This window comes from Aquimarina sp. AWH4_224, from assembly GCF_056160245.1.
Genome location: NZ_JBSWWU010000001.1, coordinates 512,847 through 534,587, shown reverse-complemented (window position 1 = coordinate 534,587; position 21,741 = coordinate 512,847). Strand labels below are relative to the sequence as shown.

General features: G+C 38.4%; 19 protein-coding genes. 11 read left to right on the top strand and 8 right to left on the bottom strand.

The window, feature by feature from the left end:
• Nucleotides 1–110: 110 nt before the first annotated feature.
• Complete coding sequence (locus ACXAGJ_RS02625) at nucleotides 111–1,466, bottom strand: glycoside hydrolase family 113 (protein ID WP_474836854.1); 1,356 nt, start codon at nucleotides 1,464–1,466, stop codon at nucleotides 111–113.
• A gap of 106 nt (nucleotides 1,467–1,572) precedes the next feature.
• Between ACXAGJ_RS02625 and ACXAGJ_RS02620 the strand changes: the two genes are divergently transcribed.
• Nucleotides 1,573–1,794 (top strand): (4Fe-4S)-binding protein, encoded by a 222-nt coding sequence (locus ACXAGJ_RS02620; RefSeq protein WP_474836852.1) that lies wholly within the window; start codon nucleotides 1,573–1,575, stop codon nucleotides 1,792–1,794.
• A 5-nt stretch (nucleotides 1,795–1,799) separates the two neighbouring features.
• Nucleotides 1,800–1,949, top strand: a complete 150-nt coding sequence (locus ACXAGJ_RS02615; protein WP_474836850.1) for a hypothetical protein — start codon at nucleotides 1,800–1,802, stop codon at nucleotides 1,947–1,949.
• Between the two features lie 52 nt (nucleotides 1,950–2,001).
• On the opposite strand, the gene ACXAGJ_RS02610 is transcribed toward ACXAGJ_RS02615, so the two are convergent.
• From ACXAGJ_RS02610 to ACXAGJ_RS02600, 3 genes are all read right to left on the bottom strand, one after another.
• On the bottom strand, nucleotides 2,002–2,676 hold the full coding sequence (locus ACXAGJ_RS02610; protein WP_474836849.1) for a DUF4494 domain-containing protein: 675 nt from the start codon (nucleotides 2,674–2,676) through the stop codon (nucleotides 2,002–2,004).
• Between the two features lie 140 nt (nucleotides 2,677–2,816).
• Nucleotides 2,817–3,905, bottom strand: coding sequence for an adenylate/guanylate cyclase domain-containing protein (locus ACXAGJ_RS02605; protein WP_474836847.1), 1,089 nt, complete (start codon nucleotides 3,903–3,905; stop codon nucleotides 2,817–2,819).
• 47 nt (nucleotides 3,906–3,952) lie between these two features.
• Nucleotides 3,953–4,828: a LamG-like jellyroll fold domain-containing protein gene (locus ACXAGJ_RS02600; protein WP_474836845.1), complete on the bottom strand. Its 876-nt coding sequence runs from the start codon at nucleotides 4,826–4,828 to the stop codon at nucleotides 3,953–3,955.
• Between the two features lie 167 nt (nucleotides 4,829–4,995).
• On the opposite strand from ACXAGJ_RS02600, the gene ACXAGJ_RS02595 reads away from it, so the two are divergent.
• Entirely contained in the window at nucleotides 4,996–5,907 is a 912-nt protein-coding gene (locus tag ACXAGJ_RS02595) for a DUF6268 family outer membrane beta-barrel protein (RefSeq protein WP_474836843.1), read from the top strand.
• Nucleotides 5,908–6,204: 297 nt separating this feature from the next.
• Nucleotides 6,205–6,771, top strand: a complete 567-nt coding sequence (locus tag ACXAGJ_RS02590; RefSeq protein ID WP_474836841.1) for a hypothetical protein — start codon at nucleotides 6,205–6,207, stop codon at nucleotides 6,769–6,771.
• Nucleotides 6,772–6,778: 7 nt separating this feature from the next.
• Here the strand turns inward: ACXAGJ_RS02590 and ACXAGJ_RS02585 are convergent, their stop codons facing one another.
• Nucleotides 6,779–7,657: a pirin family protein gene (locus ACXAGJ_RS02585; RefSeq protein ID WP_474836839.1), complete on the bottom strand. Its 879-nt coding sequence runs from the start codon at nucleotides 7,655–7,657 to the stop codon at nucleotides 6,779–6,781.
• A 200-nt stretch (nucleotides 7,658–7,857) separates the two neighbouring features.
• Here ACXAGJ_RS02585 and ACXAGJ_RS02580 point away from each other — a divergent pair, with 200 nt between their 5' ends.
• The 7 genes from ACXAGJ_RS02580 to ACXAGJ_RS02550 all read left to right on the top strand — a co-directional run bounded on the left by ACXAGJ_RS02580 (nucleotide 7,858) and on the right by ACXAGJ_RS02550 (nucleotide 17,921).
• Nucleotides 7,858–9,177: a cation:proton antiporter domain-containing protein gene (locus tag ACXAGJ_RS02580; RefSeq protein ID WP_474836838.1), complete on the top strand. Its 1,320-nt coding sequence runs from the start codon at nucleotides 7,858–7,860 to the stop codon at nucleotides 9,175–9,177.
• Nucleotides 9,177–9,881, top strand: a complete 705-nt coding sequence (locus ACXAGJ_RS02575; protein WP_073313930.1) for a helix-turn-helix transcriptional regulator — start codon at nucleotides 9,177–9,179, stop codon at nucleotides 9,879–9,881. The genes ACXAGJ_RS02580 and ACXAGJ_RS02575 overlap by 1 nt, the downstream gene beginning before the upstream one ends.
• A 129-nt stretch (nucleotides 9,882–10,010) precedes the next feature.
• The gene (locus tag ACXAGJ_RS02570; protein ID WP_139241905.1) at nucleotides 10,011–10,331 is read left to right on the top strand and encodes a hypothetical protein; all 321 of its coding nucleotides are present in this window, start codon (nucleotides 10,011–10,013) and stop codon (nucleotides 10,329–10,331) included.
• A 347-nt stretch (nucleotides 10,332–10,678) separates the two neighbouring features.
• Nucleotides 10,679–12,094, top strand: coding sequence for a glycogen synthase (locus ACXAGJ_RS02565; protein ID WP_474836835.1), 1,416 nt, complete (start codon nucleotides 10,679–10,681; stop codon nucleotides 12,092–12,094).
• Nucleotides 12,091–13,368 carry a glucose-1-phosphate adenylyltransferase gene (locus ACXAGJ_RS02560; protein ID WP_474836833.1) on the top strand — a complete coding sequence of 426 codons (1,278 nt, stop codon included), beginning with the start codon at nucleotides 12,091–12,093 and terminating at the stop codon, nucleotides 13,366–13,368. Before ACXAGJ_RS02565 ends, ACXAGJ_RS02560 begins: the two co-directional genes overlap by 4 nt.
• 53 nt (nucleotides 13,369–13,421) lie before the next feature.
• Nucleotides 13,422–15,332 (top strand): 1,4-alpha-glucan branching protein GlgB, encoded by a 1,911-nt coding sequence (glgB, locus tag ACXAGJ_RS02555; RefSeq protein ID WP_474836831.1) that lies wholly within the window; start codon nucleotides 13,422–13,424, stop codon nucleotides 15,330–15,332.
• A gap of 186 nt (nucleotides 15,333–15,518) precedes the next feature.
• On the top strand, nucleotides 15,519–17,921 hold the full coding sequence (locus tag ACXAGJ_RS02550) for a glycoside hydrolase family 31 protein (protein ID WP_474836830.1): 2,403 nt from the start codon (nucleotides 15,519–15,521) through the stop codon (nucleotides 17,919–17,921).
• A gap of 7 nt (nucleotides 17,922–17,928) precedes the next feature.
• Here ACXAGJ_RS02550 and ACXAGJ_RS02545 read toward each other — a convergent pair whose 3' ends face one another.
• From ACXAGJ_RS02545 to ACXAGJ_RS02535, 3 genes are read right to left on the bottom strand one after another with little or no spacing between them, the layout of a single operon-like run.
• Nucleotides 17,929–19,167, bottom strand: coding sequence for a peptidoglycan-binding domain-containing protein (locus ACXAGJ_RS02545; RefSeq protein ID WP_474836829.1), 1,239 nt, complete (start codon nucleotides 19,165–19,167; stop codon nucleotides 17,929–17,931).
• Nucleotides 19,168–19,177: 10 nt separating this feature from the next.
• Nucleotides 19,178–20,029, bottom strand: coding sequence for a peptidoglycan-binding domain-containing protein (locus ACXAGJ_RS02540; RefSeq protein WP_474836828.1), 852 nt, complete (start codon nucleotides 20,027–20,029; stop codon nucleotides 19,178–19,180).
• The gene (locus ACXAGJ_RS02535) at nucleotides 19,989–21,740 is read right to left on the bottom strand and encodes a S8 family serine peptidase (RefSeq protein WP_474836827.1); all 1,752 of its coding nucleotides are present in this window, start codon (nucleotides 21,738–21,740) and stop codon (nucleotides 19,989–19,991) included. The genes ACXAGJ_RS02540 and ACXAGJ_RS02535 overlap by 41 nt, the downstream gene beginning before the upstream one ends.
• Nucleotide 21,741: the final 1 nt, after the last annotated feature.

The window sequence follows — 21,741 nt, the reverse complement described above, 5'->3', positions numbered from 1 at the left end:
GACTTCGACTCTGTGACTCCTGAGCTTCGCCGAAGGGCAACCCGTCGTGAATTCGGACCCTGAGCGGAGCCGAAGGGGTCGAAAAGGAGGTTCCTGAGCTTGCCGAAGGACTACCTCCCATACTCCTTAGCAATCGTATTCTGTGCAGGTTTAAATCTCGGAGAGAAATTAAGACTGTTTTTGGCATCGGATGGATCGGTGCGGGTGTTCCATTGCCAGATGTACATACCAGCAAACCAATCTTCTTTCCATAACTGATCAAATAGGGCTTGGTAGGCCAGTTGCTGAGTGCGATCAGATTTCTTTTGGTAAAAGATGCTTAGATACGATCCCCATTCCCAAGGTTTGATGGCTGCAGCGGCTTCGCTTTTATAGCCTACTTCCGTAAACAAAATGGGTTTGTTATGTTGTTGTGATAAGGATTTGAGCATAGGGATATGTTCCTCCCAACCTTTTTGTAGTGTTGCTAAATCGGGATTGGTCTTTTGGGTAAGTGGGAAATAAGCTTGCAGACCGATATAATCCAATTGATCCCAAAAATCGATCAATTCATACTCCCCATCCCAATTGGCAGCATAGGTGAGTTTACCACTATAGATTGCTTTTATTTCTTTTACGAGTTCTTTCCAACGATCGGGTTGGTGCTTTAAGGAGGTACGCAACTCCGTGCCTATACACAGTAATTCTACTCCGGTTTGTTGGGCCATGGTAGCATAATGCAACATGTTTTTGCGATAACTATCAAACCATAGGTCCCAATCCTCATCTGATTGTTGATTGATATTGGATCGCCAACCGTCTCTGGTCCATAAATGGGGTTTAAGCTGCACGCGCAATCCTTTATCATGTAGTTCTGTTATGGTAGATAGAAAAACAGAATCTCTACGAGACCATTGACCAATAGCTTCTGGAGTACGCATCGCTACGGTGCGTTCATCTTTTTGATATAAAAAAGGAATTACCGCTATCCATTCAATATTGTTTTGGATCAGAGGATCGATTCTCCCTTCATTATTCTTGCTCCAGCCAAATACACTCATTCCGCGATGTTTTCCATCGGCTTGATACTTATTGGTGGCAATACCAGTATTATTTTCAACGGTGTGATCCCAGGTATAATCAAAGTCCTCATTACCATTGATATAAATAATGGTTTTTAAAACTCCTATGATCAGTACAACAGGAAGAATAACACCCAATATCAATCGCTTGCCTATATATTGTGTACCTCGAGAACGATAGATTCGTATAAAGTAACGTACCAATAGAAAGCATAAATACACCAATACAAAGAGTATTTGCATGACCATCAAAAAAGGAGCATCGGTAAGGAGTTCTGCTAACGAATCTTTGGTCTCTGTAAAGGATGAGAATCGCAATAGGTAGATGGATAAAAATCCCATAACGAGCACCCAAAGGAGGATGTAGATCCGTAATGCAATAATGAGTTCCCTTTTTTTGAACATGTGCTGGTAGTTTGTGTATTAGAAGAAGTAAAGCGTAAAATGTTACATTGATATTGATCAAAATAAACTGTATATTTATACAAATCAATCTCTTATTCTTATTGTTATGGCTGAAAGCGAAATTAGAAAAGAATATAGCAACGGTGAAATTACCGTTGTTTGGAAACCTGGGAAATGTATTCATGCTGGGGTATGTGTTAAGACTTTACCAAAAGTGTATGACCCCAAAGCAAAACCATGGATCACTCCAGAAAACGCAAGTAGTGAAGCATTAATGAATCAAATTGATCAGTGTCCGTCTGGAGCATTGAGTTATTATAAAAACTAACACACATGAAACATCAACAAAAGGGTTTAAAAGGATTTGACCAATTTGCGCTCAAATCCATAGCCGCTAGAAAAGTTACAGGAGGTCAGACGGTAGAAGCCGATCTTGAACAACGGAGAAAAAATATAGAAGACGGTATGATCGACCGTAGATAGCATAAAAAAGAGGGCCTTATTAAGCCCTCTTTTTTTGTATGTGTTGTATTGCTTACTCTTCTTCGTCAAAAGCTACCGGTACAAATTCGGTTTCTTCTTCTTCTTCTTCGATAAATGGAGTCTCTTCTGATTCGACGGCTTCGTCTGTTTCTTCTGTTATAGTTGCTTCTTGAATTCCTTCTACTACCAGCTCTTCAGTTACTTCATTAACTTCTTCAACAACCTCTTCTTCAACTTCTGGAACAGAGTTTTTGATCGCGTTAAATCGTTCGATCTTTCCTAAATCTTCTTCTTCGCCAGAAAAATAAGGGAATACATCCATAATCGGTGACTCTGCAATGGCTGGGATGGTATAATCTCCCATAGTATTCTTCATGGCCACATTGGTATTGTCAAAAGCTTCTTTTACGTCATTGGCTTGGATCAGTAGGTATATGTTTGATTTACGTTCCTTACCACTCTCTTCATCATAAGCGATTAACGATACTTTGGATTTGAACCAACGATCCGAATTTTCAAAAGGATGTATCTCTGCAAAGTTGGCTACTTTAATATTAGTAATTTTAAACTCATCACTGATGTAAGCCGACATTTCTTCATTGATTCTCGATTCGGCCTCTGTATAGGAGATGGCATCTACCAAATAAGGTTCTGTTGTCATTTTTTGAGCTCCAGACTCATCTATTTTTCTATACTTTATCTTGCATTCATACCAGGTTGCACTCATTTCTTTTTGTATTTGTTAGGGCGGCAAATATACTGGATATCAACTATCGACAATGTAATTTATAGCAATAGATATTCACATTTTTAATAGGGTAGTAGTATCGAATTCAGAATCAGTATTTTAATAGAAAAGATGATGGATTATCTTACCTTATTGATGGTATGAATTTTTACTTCTTCCTGTTTTCCTTTCAGGAGCACACTTCCTAAAAACTCCGTAGTGAGATGTGTTTTGATTTTTAAATCTTGTAGTAATTTTTCTGAAATCAAGAACCGCACTTTGTGTTTATTACATTGGGCTTGTATACGAGCAGAAGTATTGATTACATCCCCATGGTAGGCAATTTCCTTTTTGATCACCCCAACTTCGGTCACCATAAGTTTACCTCCATGTAGTCCCGCTTTAAATTCGGGAACCACACCATACTTATCCATATAATATTGGGATTTGCGCTGTTTTTTCTGCTGAAATGCAAAAAACAGATCCACACAGTTGTTATTGGCCAATCCCTTTTTGTACGACCAGCTCAACACTGCTTCATCACCTACATATTGATATATTTCGGCATCATGCTTCGGCACAACTTCATTCAAATCATAGAAGCAATCCTGGATGAACTGACTGTATTTAAAATGCCCCAGATTTTCTGCAATCGTTGTAGAGTCCTTCAAATCCAGAAACATAAAAATGCGTTTTTCCTCTTTTGGGGTTCTGTATTTTCCCATCAACATCTTAAGGAATACTCCTTTTCCAAACTTCTCTTTAGCAATATTGATAAATGTAAACACAAAGGACACCAAGACCATATAGAGAATACTGGCCCAAAAGGATTTGTTATGTTGCCACCAACCCGGTTGTGTATCTAGATTAAGACCATACAATTCAGAAAAAATATTCATAATGATCGTAAACACAATCACACTAGTGATGAAGTATAACAGGGTTCTGAAGAGCACGTCATAAAATAACAGTATTCGATTGGATAGGTATTTGTCGAATATAAAATCGATGGTGGCATATAGAACCCCCACCAATGCTCCTATAGCTCCAAAGCCCATAAGTCCTCTTATCGTACCCTGAGTCCCACTATACTCCCGAATCACGGTAAAACCTTCTTCCTCATCGATACCGTAGTATCTAAAAATAGAATACATAGCCATAGCTATAGACCAAAACAATACAGATTGCCAAAGCAGTTGTAGGTATTGTTGCATACTACGTTTCATCATCGTTATAACTAGTGGTTGTTGCCTACAAATGTAGTAGTTTTTCTACTTTATAATAAGGAATGCACTCCGTTTTCTAATTGGTATAAGGTATTGATTTCTTTGTCGGTAAGAGTTCTGTTGTAAATAGATAATTCATCCATACGACCGATATATCCCAATCCTAAATAAATGTTAGATAAGGGTAAATCCCAGGTAAAAGGCGTAGCAATATCAGAGCGTGTTCCTTTGTGCTCTCCATTCAGGTACAAACTCGCTTTACCATTTGGAGTATTTAGGTTCGAGAAATTAATCAAAATATGTGTCCACTGATCACTATAGAAAGGAGGATTTTTTACTCCGGTCAGTTTCTCCATAAATATGGGGTTTTCATTATCTGGACCTTCGGGGTTTGGATTCCAAACCGCTCGATCACCGATAACTCCCAAACGGAAGTCTCTCGGGTTTTCTTTAGTGAAATCTACCCAGATCGAGGCGTCGTTATAGCTTACATCAGTAATCTGTATGGGATCGCAATAGCCTGGCTCCAAATCCTTGTTAGGATCTAATTTCATCCAGAACGATATAGCACCGCTCCAATCCTTGGTATTATAAGCGATATTCTTTTCACTAGGGTAGTAGATGTATCCTTTGCTTCTTTCTGTAAAGAACAAACCATCTCCAAAACGACCATTGCCTTTGTCTACTTTGATATCCGGTTTGTGTAATCCCGCTTTTGCAGAGTCCCTGGCTTGGCGCGAAGGTACGGTATATAATTGCTTATCACCTAAAGCAAAATCAGCATCAGTTCCTTGATCAAACGAAGCATAAAAGGTAAGTGCGGCTTTTAGATCCTGTTGTGTGGTATCTGTTGCGCAAGAGCTGAAACTTAAAGCGATGATGGTGATTGCTGTAAAGAATGTGTAAAATCTATGATGTTGTGACATGATTTGTGTTTGTAGTTATTGGTGTTAAATATACAGTTATATGGATTGGTGTAGCCTATGATTTACTTAATTTTAAGATTTTTTGAAGGGATATGACTTGGCAACATTCAAAAGAAATATTGTATACTTGTTTGCCTATTGAATAAAAAATCACTGTAACCCGTTTTATGAAATACCGATTATACTTCTTATTATTTTTTGTAATATGCTCATCCTCAATTACAGCACAAGATTATATAGACATTGTAAAAGTAAGTTATGGGTCTATTCTCGATGCTGGATTCGAGAATAGTGATGCCACTACTAATGTGCCGCAGTTGGATGTGAGTCTTACGTATCCCATAAAACTGAATGAAAAGATCGCCATTATAACGGGTGTGGATTATGTACAGCATCAATTGGATTTGGTACCTAACGGAGATCAAATTTCTTTGAATAACCTTACGCTGAAAGCTGGATTGAATATCAAACATGGCGAAAAATGGTCTGGAACCTATGTGCTATTACCCAAAGTTGCGAGTCAGGATTTACATACCGATGGAGATCATTTCTTCTTCGGTGGTTTGGCCTTGTTGAAATATCAAAAAACAGAACGCTTGCAATATCGTTTTGGAGCCTATGCCAGTAGCGAGGGCTTTGGAACCTTTTTTACTCCCATTCTTGGATTGTATTATCAAAGCGAAGATCAAAAATGGGAAGTATCGGCGACCTTGCCGATCAATGCAGATATCAACCGACGTTTAGCAGGAAAGTTTAAAGCAGGATTAGCGTTTCAGGCATTTGTAAGAACCTTTAGTCTGGAGCGACAGGACAATGCACCAGAGTTATACACGCAAATGGCAAATATTGAAATCGGTCCATATCTACAGTATGCGCTTTTGGATGAAAGTCTGTTGATAAAACTACAAACTGGATATTCTACAGCATCGTACGAGGTTTTTGAAGAAGGGGATACCTTACCTTTTCGCCTTTCAGCATTCGAATTTGGGGACGGACGTACATTACTCAATCCCGAAATGACAGGAAACATCTTTGTAAAATTAGGACTGACCTATCGATTTCATTTGAATAAGTCCTAGTCATTATAATCAAAGTATAGGATAATGATCAAAAAAGCATCTTGTAATTGTAGTGCAAGATGCTTTTTAGATTGGCTAAAATTAACTCTAAATTTTATGGAAAGTGTTACAAAAATATGTGATGGTAACATTTTGAAAAAGAGTGTAATAACCAATTCTATACAGGTAAAATCCCCTTTTTGAGTCAATTGCATAAATATTCATAGCATCATCGTGCATTGGTGATATTTTGTTAAAAACTCGCCTTTACATTTTCAAAAATTTGTGATTTATTTGCGGCTGGGAAAAACATATTCATTGGAACAGCAAGTAGAACAAGAGCAAAAGAAAGCCTATACGCGGTATAATTTCTTTAATAAAACGTATTGCGTTTTTAGAGGAGCGACGCTACGTGAGATCACCAGAAGAAAACCGAATTACCGCAGCGAATCGGGAAGTACATACTATTATACCAAGCATGGGGTATATCGCATGTCTAATCATTGGGGAAGGATCGCCAAGTGCCAATGGCGTTTGGTATCTGATTTTCCGGCAGAGATCGATGATTTGCGATTAGGATATGCAGATTGGGCAGATTTCAGAGAGAATCTAGATCCCGAAGTTGATGCTTATTACATTTCTGTGGATTTCGAAATCAAAAAGGTAAGCTATAAGCACAAAGACAATCCTGATTATGATGAAGTCGCAGTGCTGCGGTCTGCAGATGCTACCCGAAAGTTGATCAAACAAATCAAGAACCTTTTGGAAACCCACAAATGGGCTAAGTATTATGACTATGAGGATTTGGATGAGTTCCGAGAGGAAGTAGTGACTAGATTGATCAATAGCAATATCTCTCTCAACGAACTGCGAAGAGAGTTATAACCGTTGTTTAAAACTTAGGCTCTGGCATCACCACATACGAGTCATCTCCAGGAACTTTGGGAAATGCTTTGTTTCTCCATCGCTCCTTGGCAACCTCGATCTTTTCTTTGCTGGCGGAAACGAAGTTCCAAAAGATATGTCGTTCTTCAGGAAAAGGTTCCCCACCAAACAACAGTACATGGGTGTTGGGGTGTAAGGAGATGGTACAACTATCTTCAGTTTTTGAAATCAGCATGTTTCCGGCTTCAATAGTATCATCACAAGCGGTAATACTACCTTTTATGATACAAATCCCTATTTCCCCTTGTAGCTCTCCTTTGATAGCAAGTTCGTACGAATCTGTAGTTGTTACCTCTACCATAAACAAATCAGAATGCACAGGTAGTGGTGATGATTTACCATACCCTTGCCCCGCTACAAGTCTAAATTCGGTAGTGCCGTCTTTCCAAAAAGGAAGTTCGTTGCCATCTATATGATGAAACTCTGGAGTAATTTCTTCCTGGTCTGCAGGCAATGCTACCCAAATCTGATAACCATGTGCGGTAAAGTTAGTTCCTCGCAGATCATCTGGAGTACGCTCGGTATGGGTCACCCCGCTACCTGCAACCATCCAATTCACAGAGCCTGGAGAGATACGTTGCTCGGTACCTATGCTATCCTTGTGCATTAGTTCACCTTCTAGCATATAAGTAAGGGTAGATAAACCAATATGTGGGTGTTGGTCAACATCCATATAATGCCCATCTTTGAGTTCTGTGGGGCCCATATGATCTATAAATATAAAAGGACCTACCATTCGTTTTTTTCTAAAAGGAATAAGTCTACCTACCAAAAAGTCACCAATATCTCTACTTCTTTCTGGAATGATTAAGGATTCGTTGGACATGTTACTTTGTTTTTTTGTCGATATCCTAAAAATATAGCTTTTAAAATAACAATCCGTTAAATAAATATTAAGGTCAAAAAAGATGTTTGATGCTAGGTTTTAGCAAGATACAGAGAAAGCCCAGCGGATCGGTTTTACTTAAAATAATTTACTATCTTTTCAATCGTTTAAACAAACTAACAACAACCAAAAACCTACGCATGGAAATTTTTTCTTCATACAATGTCATTATTGGAATCTCTTTGACTATTATTTTGTCATTCATTTTTAATGGTGTGGCCAAACGTACTAATATCCCAGCGGTATTAATGCTTATTGTATTGGGGATTATTCTACAATACATTTTGAAAGCCGTAGGTGGGGATACCATTAATTTCCTACCCATGCTAGAGGTATTGGGGATTGTGGGGTTGATTATGATTGTACTGGAAGCGGCGCTAGAATTAGAATTGAAACGAGATAAGTTAATGCCAATTCTCAAATCTCTGGCCATTGCTTTGATAGGATTAGTCGCTTCGACCTTTATTGCCGCGGTAATTTTAAAAGCATTAGTAAAGGATATGAGTATGCAGTCGGCTTGGTTGTATGCTACACCTTTGTCTATACTATCGAGCGCTATTATTATTCCTAGTGTTTCAGGTTTGTCAGAAGCCAAAAAGGAATTTCATATTTATGAGAGTACCTTCTCTGATATTTTAGGGATTATGTTATTCTATTTCCTGGCCGGCACATTAAATCCTGCAGAAAGTGGTGGAGTAGGAGGATTCTTTTTGAATCTGATCTTGACCATTGTGATTTCAATCGTAGCAAGTTATGCGATTATTCTAATTTTTCAAAAGATCAAAAGCCAGGTAAAACTGTTTCTTTTGATTGCCGTATTGTTATTGTTGTATGCTATTGGCAAGAAATTACATATGTCTTCGTTGATCATCATTCTAATCTTTGGATTGGTGATCGCTAATATGAAGTTGTTCTTTCAAGGGCCTCTTAAAGAGTACTTGAATGTAGAAAAAGCCAAACATATCTATCACGAATTGCATGTAATCACTGCAGAAACTGCTTTTGTAGTTCGTACCCTATTCTTTGTCATTTTTGGGATCACTATTGTACTATCCTCTTTATTGAGTTTGAAGGTAACCTTGATCAGTATCTTGATTTTGGTATCGATATATGCCATTCGATATGGATTGTTACGACTTTTCTTAGGAAAAGATATCTTCCCACAGTTGTTTATTGCACCAAGAGGGTTAATTACCGTACTCTTGTTTTATGCAATACCTGCTGAAGCGATGGTAGAAGGTTTTGAACCAGGAGTATTATTATTTGTAATTATAGGTACCAGTCTGATCATGACTTGGGGAATGATACGAGATAAAAAACAGAATCCACAACTTGTAGCAGAAGAAGATGAACAATTGGAAGAAGCTACTGGTGAGGCCGAGTTTTTTATCAATAACGCAACCGACCTAAGTGATATTGATGGAGGTAGTACCGCTAATCCGGAAAATACAGGGGAATAATGAAACGTTTGCATCGGCTTACGGCAATATTAGTAAAACTACAATCCAAGAAGATTGTTCAAGCATCAGAACTTGCAGATAAGTTCGAAGTGAGCCTTAGAACTATTTATAGAGATATGCAGGCACTCACAGATGCAGGTGTACCTATAGGAGCAGAAGCGGGCACAGGCTATTTTTTGGTAGATGGATATTCTTTACCTCCGGTAATGTTTACCGAAAAGGAGGCTAATGCCCTATTAACAGCCTCAAAGATTATCAAAACCAATAACGATCAATCTTTGATCGATGCATATCATGAAGCTATCGACAAGGTAATTGCGGTACTCAAAACCTCGCAAAAGCAAAAATTAGAGTTGTTGGATCAAAGGGTGTTTACCTATAATAGAAGAGCTGCACATCCAAGCAATACGCTATCCGTAATACAGCAAGCCATTACAGATTTTAGAGTGTTGGAGATTTCATATACCAATATGAATAAAGAGGCTAGTAAACGGCGTATAGAACCTCTCGGGGTGTATTTTACCAATAATACATGGATCGTAATTGCGTATTGTAAATTGCGAAAAGATTATAGAGAATTTAGAACGGATAGAATCGAAAGCTTGGTAGAGTGTCATGAGATTTTCACTTCGCAGCGTTTTACTCTTGAAGACTACTATAATCGCCGTTTACAGCAATATCGAACAAATAATTCTTCTTCTTAAAATTCTACTGACATAGGGTTGTCATTCTCCTGATTTAGTTTTGGTGAAAGTATTCATATGAACAAGTTAATTCTTATCATCATGGTAAATCTATTATTTAATTGTACCACTAAACCTAATTCAAGATCTATGCAAACCCTCCAAGAACCAAATGTAGTAGAAGTCGTTTTATTTGAAGCGAATCCAGGATATAGTCCACAAGATGTCGAAAAAGCACTATCATCGCTTAATGATGTAGTGAAACTATACTACGGATTTGTAAAACGTACTACAGCATATAACGGAGACGGAAAGTATGTGGATATTGTGTATTGGACAGATATGAAATCGGCCAAAGATGCTGCTGCCGATGTGATGCAAAATCAAAAAGCAGCCAAAGCTTTTGAAGTGATCAAACCAGAATCGGTACAAATGTATCACTTTGATGCTTTTAATGAATTCGAGGAGTAAATTCCTAATCAACTTCATGAAAAGGAAGATGCTATCAACCAAATGCGATGATAGCATCTTTTTTTTATAGTTAACTCTTAATCAAGAATATGTTTCCTGAAAAAAGACAATATCGGTCATGCACGGGTAACGTTGGTTTTAAGATGGAAAAGCCAGATCGTTGAGGATATTTAAACGTATTTTTAAGTTTCAATGACAAAAAGGCATTTTTTGAGTTAAATTTTTATTATTTAATTATTAATCCCGCTTCTTTTTATGATAATTACAACACGTTTTTAAGTGGTTTTTCATAGCTTTAATCGATTTTAAAAATCGCTTTTCATGCAACATTAATACGCTTAATTTTAATGCATATTACTCACATAAGTTTCGAATGTTATCCTATTGCAAAAGCTGGAGGCTTAGCCGATGTTGTAGGAGCTTTACCCAAATATCAACAAAACCTAGATCATACTGTTGATGCCATAGTCCCATATTACAGCAACAGTTTTACTGATGATGCCGAACTTGAAATCATCCATAAAGGATCAATACGCTTTGGTAATGAGAATAAGGAGTACGAAGTACGAAAAGTTGTCACTCCAGATCTTGGGTTTACTGTATTTCTGATCTATATAGAACATCTTTTAGATCGCAAAGAAATATATGATCACCCAGACAATGAAGAACGGTTTTTGAGTTTTCAGTTAGCGGCTATTCATTGGATGAATACTTTGGAGCAGTTACCCGATGTGGTACATTGTCATGATCATCATACTGGATTAATTCCTTTTATGATGCAGTATGCCTTTGACTATCATCGATTAAATAGGGTTCCAAGCATATTTACGATCCATAATGCCCAGTATCAAGGACAGATCCCATATGATAAATTGCATTATTTACCTGATTTTGACAAAAATCATATCGGGTTGTTGGATTGGGGCAGTCAAATCAATCCATTAGCCACTGGGATTAAGTGTGCCTGGAGAGTAACCACGGTTTCGCCAAGTTATATGGAGGAGTTGCAAGAACAAGCTAGTGGACTAGAAGGATTGTTACGACACGAAAAGGCGAAGTGTTTTGGAGTGCTCAATGGTATCGATACCGAAACCTGGAATCCGGAGACGGACCCCATGCTTCTTAAGAATTATAAGGTAAGCAATGTTGTTTCGGGTCGAAAAGAACATAAAAATTGGTTGTGTACAGAGTTTAATCTGGATAAAGACTTACCGCTATTTAGTTTTATCGGTAGGTTGGTAGGAGAAAAAGGCGCCGACCTCTTGCCTGGTATCATTCGAGATACCTTGCAGCATATGGATGTGAATATATTGATATTAGGTTCGGGACATGATGAGGTAGAATACCAACTCAATGCATTAAAGGAAGAATTCGCTGGTAGGTATAATGTGTATATCGGGTATAGTGAGAAACTATCTCATATCATCTATGCAGGAACCGATTTTTTACTGATGCCATCTCGGGTAGAACCTTGTGGATTGAATCAGATGTATGCATTGCGCTATGGAGCAATACCGATCGTACGAAGAACAGGTGGACTCAAAGACACCGTTATTGATATAGGAGAGGACGGATTCGGAATTTGCCATAATCAAGCCATTGTATGGGATGTGTGCTACTCAATAGAAAGAGGAGCGAAGCTATATAAAGATCAGGAACGATACCGTGATATACAAAAACGGATTATGAAGATTGACCACTCGTGGACGCAGTCTGCAACAGAATATATGACTATTTATAAAACCCTAATTACACAAAAATGATCAACAAAAAAGTCTTAGCAATTATATTGGGAGGAGGGCAAGGTACTCGTCTGTTTCCACTAACCGAAAAACGTTCTAAACCCGCAGTTTCTATCGCTGGTAAATATCGATTGGTGGATATTCCTATTTCTAATTGCATCCATTGTGATATTAAAAGAATGTTTGTATTAACGCAGTTTAATTCTGCCTCTTTAAATCGACATATTAAAAACACCTATCGATTTAGTTCTTTTAGTGATGCATTTGTTGATATTTTAGCTGCTGAGCAAACTCCCGATAACAAAACCTGGTTTCAGGGAACTGCAGATGCGGTGAGACAGTCTATTCATCATTTGTTGAATCATGAGTTTGAATATGCGTTGATTCTCTCTGGAGATCAATTGTATCGAATGGATTTTGATGATATGCTCAATGATCACATTACCAAAGGAGCGGAGATTTCTATTGCTACATTACCCGTAAAAGCTAAAGAAGCTACAGAATTTGGAATCCTAAAGACGGATGAGCAAAAATTTATTTCATCTTTTATCGAGAAACCTGGTGCGGATAAGTTACCAGGTCTAGAATCAGAGGTAAGTGACGAAATGAAAAATGAAGGTAGACACTACCTAGCTTCAATGGGGATTTATATATTCAACAAGCAACTGTTGATCGATCTTTTATTATCTAACCCAGATGCTATTGATTTCGGAAAGGAAATTATTCCACAGTCTATCGACAAGCATAAGGTGTTGGCCTATCAGTATGAAGGATATTGGACGGATATCGGAAATGTAGGCGCCTTTTTTGAAGCTAATATTAACTTGACGGACGAGGTGCCGGAATTTGATTTGTTTAGTAGTACAGACAATGTGTTGACGCGCCCTAGAATTCTTCCGCCTTCAAAAATATCGGGAACTTCTTTAAATCGTTCTATGATTGCTGAGGGTTGCATTATCAACGCCAAAGAAATAGAGCGTTCGGTGATAGGGATTCGATCTAGAATCGGAAAAGATACGGTGATCAAAAGCACCTATATGATTGGTAGTAATTCCTACCAGGACATAGCAGAATTAACCAAAAATAAAGATGAAGGGATTCCTGCAATTGGCGTTGGTGATGGTTGTTTTATCTCAAATACTATTATCGATAAGGATGCCCGAATTGGAAACAATGTACATATCGAAGGTGGTGAACATCTTGAAAATAGAGAAGAAGAGACCTATGTGATCAAAGAAGGAGTAGTCGTGATCAAAAGCAGATCGGTGATTCCTGATGGATTTGTGATCAAGTAACAACTCTTTTTAGAACCCAATAAAACGATACAAGAACAACACTAACCATATTAATGAATAAAGTAATTGTACATAGCCTCTTTTCAGATTTTGATATTGACCTTTTTAAATCCGGTAAACATTATCGACTTTACGAAAAATTTGGTTCTCATATCCTCACCTTAAATGGTGTAGAAGGAACTTATTTTGCCGTTTGGGCACCTTCTGCAAAATCGGTGTCGGTGATAGGCGATTTTAATTATTGGACAGAAGGAGAACATCAATTGAATGTTCGATGGGATGCTTCCGGAATTTGGGAAGGTTTTATTCCCGGAGCGGGAAAAGGAAGCGTGTACAAATACAAAATACACTCTCACAACGATGGTATCGTAACCGAAAAGGCAGATCCATATGCCAGACGTTGTGAGCATCCACCAAAAACAGCTTCGGTGGTATGGGATAATACCTATACCTGGAAAGACGAAGAGTGGATGCAGAAACGTAAAAAGCATAATGCGATCAATGCTCCTTTTTCGGTATATGAGGTGCATTTAGGTTCCTGGAGACGAAAAGAACAAGAGAACAGGTCCCTTTCATATACCGAAATGGCAGATGAGCTAGTTGCCTATGTCAAAGAAATGCAGTTTACCCATGTAGAGTTAATGCCAGTAATGGAGTTTCCTTATGATCCGTCATGGGGGTATCAAATCACTGGGTATTTTGCGCCGACTTCTCGTTTTGGATATCCAGAAGAGTTCAAACTCTTGGTAGATAAATTACATCAAAATGATATTGGAATCATCCTGGATTGGGTGCCTTCGCATTTTCCTGAAGATGGCCACGGATTAGGGTTTTTTGATGGATCTCATCTGTATGAACATCCCGATAGAAGAAAAGGGTATCACCCTGACTGGAAAAGTCTGATCTTTAATTATGGAAGAAATGAAGTGCGTAGTTTCTTGATTAGTAATGCTATCTTTTGGTTGGATCAATACCATGCTGATGGGTTACGGGTTGATGCGGTAGCTTCGATGTTATTTCTGGATTACTCTCGCGAAGACGGAGAGTGGGAACCTAATATGTATGGAGGAAGAGAAAATCTGGATGCCATTTCGTTTATGAAAGATCTGAATCAGGAGATCTATGCCAGTTTTCCTGATGTACAGACAATCGCAGAAGAATCCACCTCTTTCCCAATGGTGTCAAAACCAACCTATGTAGGTGGATTAGGTTTTGGAATGAAATGGATGATGGGTTGGATGCACGATACACTACAGTATATAGGTAAGGAACCTATCTATCGCAAACATCACCAAAACGACCTTACGTTTAGTATGACCTATGCCTTTACCGAAAACTTTATGCTTCCACTATCGCATGATGAGGTGGTGTATGGTAAACGAAGTATCATCGGTAGAATGCCAGGAGATGAGTGGCAGCAGTTTGCTAATCTCAGGTTACTCTATAGTTATATGTTTACGCATCCGGGTACCAATTTACTGTTTATGGGAGCCGAGTTTGGGCAACATGCAGAATGGAACTTTCAGGAAAGCCTGGACTGGTATATTCTAGAATATGATTTCCATAAAGGGATCAAGCAAATTGTGACCGATCTTAATGGTCTATATAGAAACTATCCTGCGCTATATGATCGACAGTTTGACATATCTGGATTTGAATGGATCACCTACGATGATCATGAAAATTCTGTAATTGCCTATATCCGAAAAGGAAATAGGGAAGAAGACCTGCTCGTTACGGTTTGTAACTTTACACCAATTCCCAGAACAAATTATAGAATAGGACTACCCAAAAAAGGGAAGCTAAAAGAACTGTTTAATAGTGACGCAAGAAGCTATGGAGGCGGAGGAGTTTCTAATACCAAAGAAATCAAAATTGAAAATAAACAATGGCACTATCGTGAACACTCCGCAGAGATCACAATTCCACCATTGGGAGCAGTGATTTTTGAGATTATTACATAGAAAACAATTGTAGTTGATTATCCCAAAAGTACAATTTGGAACCGTTAGCATTTTAAACAAGTGTTAATAATTTTCGTTTCAAACGTTTTCGTAAAATTTTCTTAATAAATAGTGGTAAAAATGATTCCGAATTTGATTTAGATATCGTTTTTTTATAATCCCAAGTCCAATACAAAAGAGATACATATGATCACCAATACTGAATTAGAGCATAAAGGAAATTTGTTTCCTGGCAAGATAGTTTCCTTCTCTCAAAATGTTGACAAATTAAACTTCACTACCGAAAATGGCGTTATTTTACAACTCACCATTATTCGGGGGAGTGTTATTCGTTTTCGATATGCCACGGATAATAATTTCGAAAATGATTTTTCATATGCTATTAGCGAAGATGGAGCGAGAGGATACAGCAAATTAGAAGTAGAAGAGAAAGATACACATTATGAGGTCATCACAGCTAGAATTCAATTGCATATCAACAAGAATGATCTAAAGACTACCATTTTTGATTTAGAAGGTAATGTAATTTGTAAAGATGATTGGGGGTTTCATTGGGAGCAGAGCTATGAATATGGTGGAAACATTGTAAAAATGAGCAAAGCTGCTCCTCAGGGAGAGTGCTACTACGGTTTGGGTGATAAGCCGATGCATTTGAATCTAAAAGGAAAACGAATTGAAAACTGGGCTACTGATCAGTATGCCTTTGGTAAAGACCAGGACCCACTATATAAGAGTGTTCCTTTCTATATTGGTATGTACGAAGAGAGAGCGTATGGAATCTTTTTTGATAATACCTTCAGAACATTTTTTGATTTTTGCAATGAGCGGAGAAATGTAACCAGTTTTTGGGCGCAAGGAGGAGAAATGAACTATTACTTTTTCTATGGTCCAAATATGCAGAATGTGATTACTAGATATACGGACCTTACCGGTAAACCTGAATTACCACCCCTATGGGCGTTGGGGTATCACCAGTGTAAATGGAGTTACTATCCAGAGAGTAAAGTAAAAGAGGTGACGAGCAAGTTTAGAGAATTGCAAATCCCTTGTGATGCTATTTATCTGGATATTGATTATATGGAAGGATTCCGTTGTTTTACGTGGAGCAAAGAATATTTCCCGGAACCAAAACGTATGGTCGAAGAGTTGGCCGAAGATGGTTTTAAAACTGTAGTGATTATTGACCCAGGGATAAAGATCGATGATGATTATTGGGTGTATCAAGAGGCTATGGAAAAGGATTATTTCTGTAAACGTGCCGACGGCCCCTATATGAGAGGAAAAGTATGGCCAGGAGAATGTTTTTTCCCGGATTTTACAAATCCAAAGGTAAGAGAATGGTGGTCAGAATTGTTTAAAGAAATTATCGCAGAAATAGGAGTAAAAGGAGTTTGGAATGATATGAATGAGCCTGCCGTGATGGAAGTGCCAGGAAAAACATTCCCAAACGATGTACGTCATAATTACGATGGTAACCCTTGTAGTCATAGAAAGGCTCATAACATCTACGGAACTCAAATGGCACGAGCTACCTACGAGGGAGTTAAGAAGTTTGCTTATCCAAAACGACCTTTTATTATTACCAGATCTGCTTATTCTGGAGCGCAACGCTATACATCTTCCTGGACAGGGGATAATGTAGCTACCTGGGAGCATTTATGGATCGCGAATATTCAGGCGCAACGTATGAGTATGAGCGGGATGTCATTTACAGGAAGTGATATTGGTGGTTTTGCAGAACATCCTACCGGAGAGTTATATGCTCGATGGATACAGTTAGGAGTTTTTCATCCGTTCTGTCGTACGCACTCTTCTGGAGATCACGGTAATCAAGAACCTTGGACTTTTGGAGATGAGGTAGTTGATGTAACCCGAAAGTTTGTTGAGCTGCGCTATCAATTATTGCCGTATTTGTATACTATGTTTTGGGAGTATGCCGAAGAGGGTATCCCCATGCTGAAACCATTGGTGCTATACGATCAAAACGATCCGCAAACACATTATAGAACCGACGAATTTATTTTCGGAAACCAAATTTTGGTTTGCCCAGTACAGGAACCTAATTCTAAAGGGAGACGTATGTATATCCCTAGAGGGAATTGGTATAATTACTGGACTCGAGAGTATGTAAAAGGAGGAATGGAACAGTGGGTAGATGCGGAGTTGGATATTATTCCTTTATTTGTAAAAGAAGGTGCTATTATTCCTAAATATCCTATACAACAGTATGTTGGTGAAAAGAAAATCGATCAGCTGAAACTGGAAGTATATTACAAATTGGGTAATAAAGAAGAGTCCAAAGTCTATGAAGACGCTCAAGACGGTTACGATTATGCAAAAGGTCGATTTAGCCTGAGAAGCTTCTCATTTACCGGAAAAGAAAACGAAGCCATTATACAGCATCATAAAACCGGTAGTTTTATTACCGAATATGAAACCATCAAAATTGAGTTTGTGGGACTTCCTTTCAAAATCAAAGAAGTAGAAATAGACAATGTTAAAGTATCTCTAGATAGTATTCAGTATAACGCCAAGGAAAACACCTTAGTGGTTCCTAGTGATTATGCCGAGTTACATATTGTAGGATAGTCATATATTATCTTCCACTTCTTTTCATCGCCTGGATAATTTGATCCACTCGATTTCTGACTTTGTCACGCGCTCTTTTGGTGCCACCAATACGATAACCTATGTTTCCAGCTTTGTCTAGCATTCTTTGATAGGATAATCCGGATACTGAAAAACTTAGGTATCGTGATCTTTGGTTGTGCAGAAATACCGCTTTTGAAGCTACTTCAGGTTCTTGGAATAGGTATTCCCATTCCTGGTATTTGGATAAATCAGCAACCTTATCGGCATTTCCGTGGATCCTCCAATTCATTTTTACATTGTTGATTCTTGGATTAGTCCCTCGATAGTTCAATACATAGTTGATGATCCTTTTGTATGCAGGACGCCAAGTGGTTTGGATTAACCCTAGACCAGAGAATTTATACACATCGCATTGGCATAAAAATTCAACTTCGGCATCGTTAAGACGAATTTTGGGGAAGGTACTTCCTCTCCAGTTAAATTTTCGGAGGTAACTCAATCGTACTCCTGGTGTTTTATGTGCTCTTACAAAATCAGGGTCATGAATCAGCTGATGTACAGATTTTGCACTTTTGGAGTCGTTGTAGCTTTTCTTTTTACCTCCATTGGTGCCATACGCATATTTCAATCTCCCTAATAAAGAAACCCAATTGGATTCTCGAATAGGTTTAAATTTACCTCCGGTTTCATTAATCATTGCTGATACTAAGCCTAGGAACTGAAATAGATTGATACTTTGCTCCCCATATAGCACAGGAATTTGATTAAATATGTTGTTAAAATTCTTTTTGTAGGTGATTCCAGAAGGAATTTTTCTTTTTTTCCAAAAGGGGTTTCGTCCTCCTACTTTACTTCTGAAGAAATCGACAAAATCCTGTCCCGTAGTTTGTTGAAAGAAGATGTTGATGTCATTAGAGTTTCTGAAACGAACGTTCCTCATCAAATCAAGAGTAAGTTTTACTTTGGTTTCGGGATTTGATGGAGTAGTAGGTCGATTGTTGGTTGGAGTGGTCGTTCCACCGCCACCGCCTGTACCACTACCACCGATTTCCTTCATAAAGAATTCATATATAGCTCTTTTGGTGTTTTTTCCTAAGATTCCATCCACTCCAGCATTACCAATATTAAAACCGGCTTGTCTCAAATAGGTTTGGATCTCTTTGATTTCGTTTTTGGTGTTTAACTCAGCAATATCTGAGTACCCTGGTCGTAAATTGGGATAATATGTGTAAATGGTTTTCATTTTCTTGAGTTTATAAAACTTTTCCTTTACTAGCTTCTAATAGGGTATAGGTAAACCAAGTGCCTTTACCATATCTTCTCTCCGCCTTTTTACAAAGGGCAATGAGCTCATCAAAATCCGAGGACTTTTTAAATACCTGGCATCCTGCCGACCAGCTATTCACATCTATAGAATTTCTACCAGCTTTGTGAATGTTGATTCCAAAATATCCGGTGTATTCTTTTCCACCATGAAAATCCAATTTATGATCTTGATTTTTATCTCGGAATACCGTTACTTTTCCGCCTCGTTGTACCAAAGCAGTATATTTTCCTCGATGTAACCCTAATTTATAGGTATTGAGATATTGTCCTACTTTCAGAATCGCGGTACCATTTTTATTGATCATACGTTTCCCCAAAAAAGCACTTCCTGGATCTGTAGTGATAGGATAGGTTTTGGCGTGATACTTTCCATTTTCTTTCCAAATCACATACATCGTATCGTTAAAAAGGTTGGCTGTAGAATCCAAATTTCTCACTCCGATGATATTGGGTTTTAGCTCGTCTTTGTAAAAGGTATATCCTTTCTTCCTAAAGATCTCACTAAACGTTTGAACGATTTGTGGAGCATTAACTCCTGGAGATGGAGTAGAAGGAGAGGTCGGATTAGAAGCGCCAAAATGAGACCTAAAATAATCATATATGGCCTTTTTTGTTTTCGACCCTAAGTCCCCATCTACTCCCCAATGTCCCAGATCATAGCCCTTTTCTAATAAAAAGGCCTGAATTTCCTTTACCTGATGAGAGGTATTTAACTCGGCATACTCATGATGCCCGTTATTATACCAATTTCTGTTTGCGTAATATCTTGGTGTTCTCATGCTGTATTTTCTTTTTGGCTAGATCCAGCAGTAACTTTTTTTCATTAATTACCCCGTGTCCTGATTTGTTCTTTACAGTGGTGTTTTCTGTTCGATACGGATTACAAAACTTCAGCAAGTAATGCCGTAACGTATAAATATTGATCTTGGGATACTGCTCAAGGATTTTGGCGACCAACGAGGCCACAAAGGGAGCAGCCATACTCGATCCACTCTTTTTGGTAAGCATCCCTGAAGCGTAGCTTTCAAATTTTGATGCCGATCGTGCCGCCGGGATTTTGGATCCTGGAGCTACGATTTCGGGTTTGGTTCTATGATCCAAAGTTGGTCCAGCACTACTAAAAGACATCAATTCCTTTTCTTGACTAGCTTGATTATAGGCACCTACAGTAATGGTGAGGGGAGCATTACAAATAGATCCTATCGTATGATTGGTATTGACATCAGATTCGTGAAAATGCGATTGCCCACGATCATCTCGTTCTATATAGGCATGATATCTGCCGTTCTTGATTTTGGATCCGATGATCTTTACCACCAATCGTTTGGATGCTGGACTACCTGCCAAGATAATGTTGATATGATTCTTACCTGTATTGGGTTCACTTTTACGATGAAAAATAATTCCGTTTTTGGAACCGTCAAAATTTAAGGTAGCGTCTTCAAAAGCTTCTGTTCCACCAATGTACTCGTCATCATCGTTATAGATTTCAACTGCAAATTCGTCTCCAGCCTCATACCATATTTCCATTTCATTTGGCGTACGATCTCTTTTCTTGAAAATCCATTCGATTTCATTCTCATCATCTTGTAGTAGTTTTCCAGAATGGTGGCATTTGGATTTGAAGTAATTACCTGTGCTTTGTACAATGGCAAATCCTGCTCTTTCTCTTAATGCATTATTAAGTGCTAATTCTACTAGGGTCTGTCCTGTATGTGCATCTCCGTGGCCTCCCAGACTCATATTGATTACGCAAGGACGATCTCCTGCCTGCTCTAATATAAAGTCTATTCCTTCAATCAGCTTTACTGAATCTCCCAGGGACAAATCAGAACCGTTTACGTAATTAGAGCCCATATCTACTGCCACTATTGGACTATTGCCAGCGTGTCCTTTCTTACCTACATTTCCTGTGGCTGCCGCAATCCCCAAAACGTGAGTCCCGTGCATCCCTCTTCCTAATAAATCTCCACGCCCAGGATGGTAGCCTAACGTCCTAAAGGGGGTAGCAGTATCTAATGCATGATCGATTTGCTTCTGCGTAAATACTTGCCCATATCCATATTTGTTGGGGGTTTTGTTTTTAAGGGGTTGTGCCCATATTTTTTCAAAACGAGTGTTGCCCAGGGGATCAAAGAAATCTGGATGTGTAAAATCAAAACCAAAGTCTATGATCCCAAAAACAACGTTGCTTTTCCTTTTGGAAATTACTCTAGGTTTGCCAGCAAAGTTAGAATACTCGCTGGCGTCATTTATATCTGAATTATAATTGTTTAATGGAATTACCTGCGGTGCCTTAAGACTTCGGGTAGCCACATGATCATACACTACCATTAGGTATTTTCGTAAAATCCTGCAGCTTATGATATCACCAAATTGTGAGATAAGTTTGATATGAGGGGGAATAACATTTTTATCCTTAAGCCTCATTAACAAATGCAACTCTTCGTTGGGATTTCCTTTTACTATAAGTTTAAGACGTGGATCCATT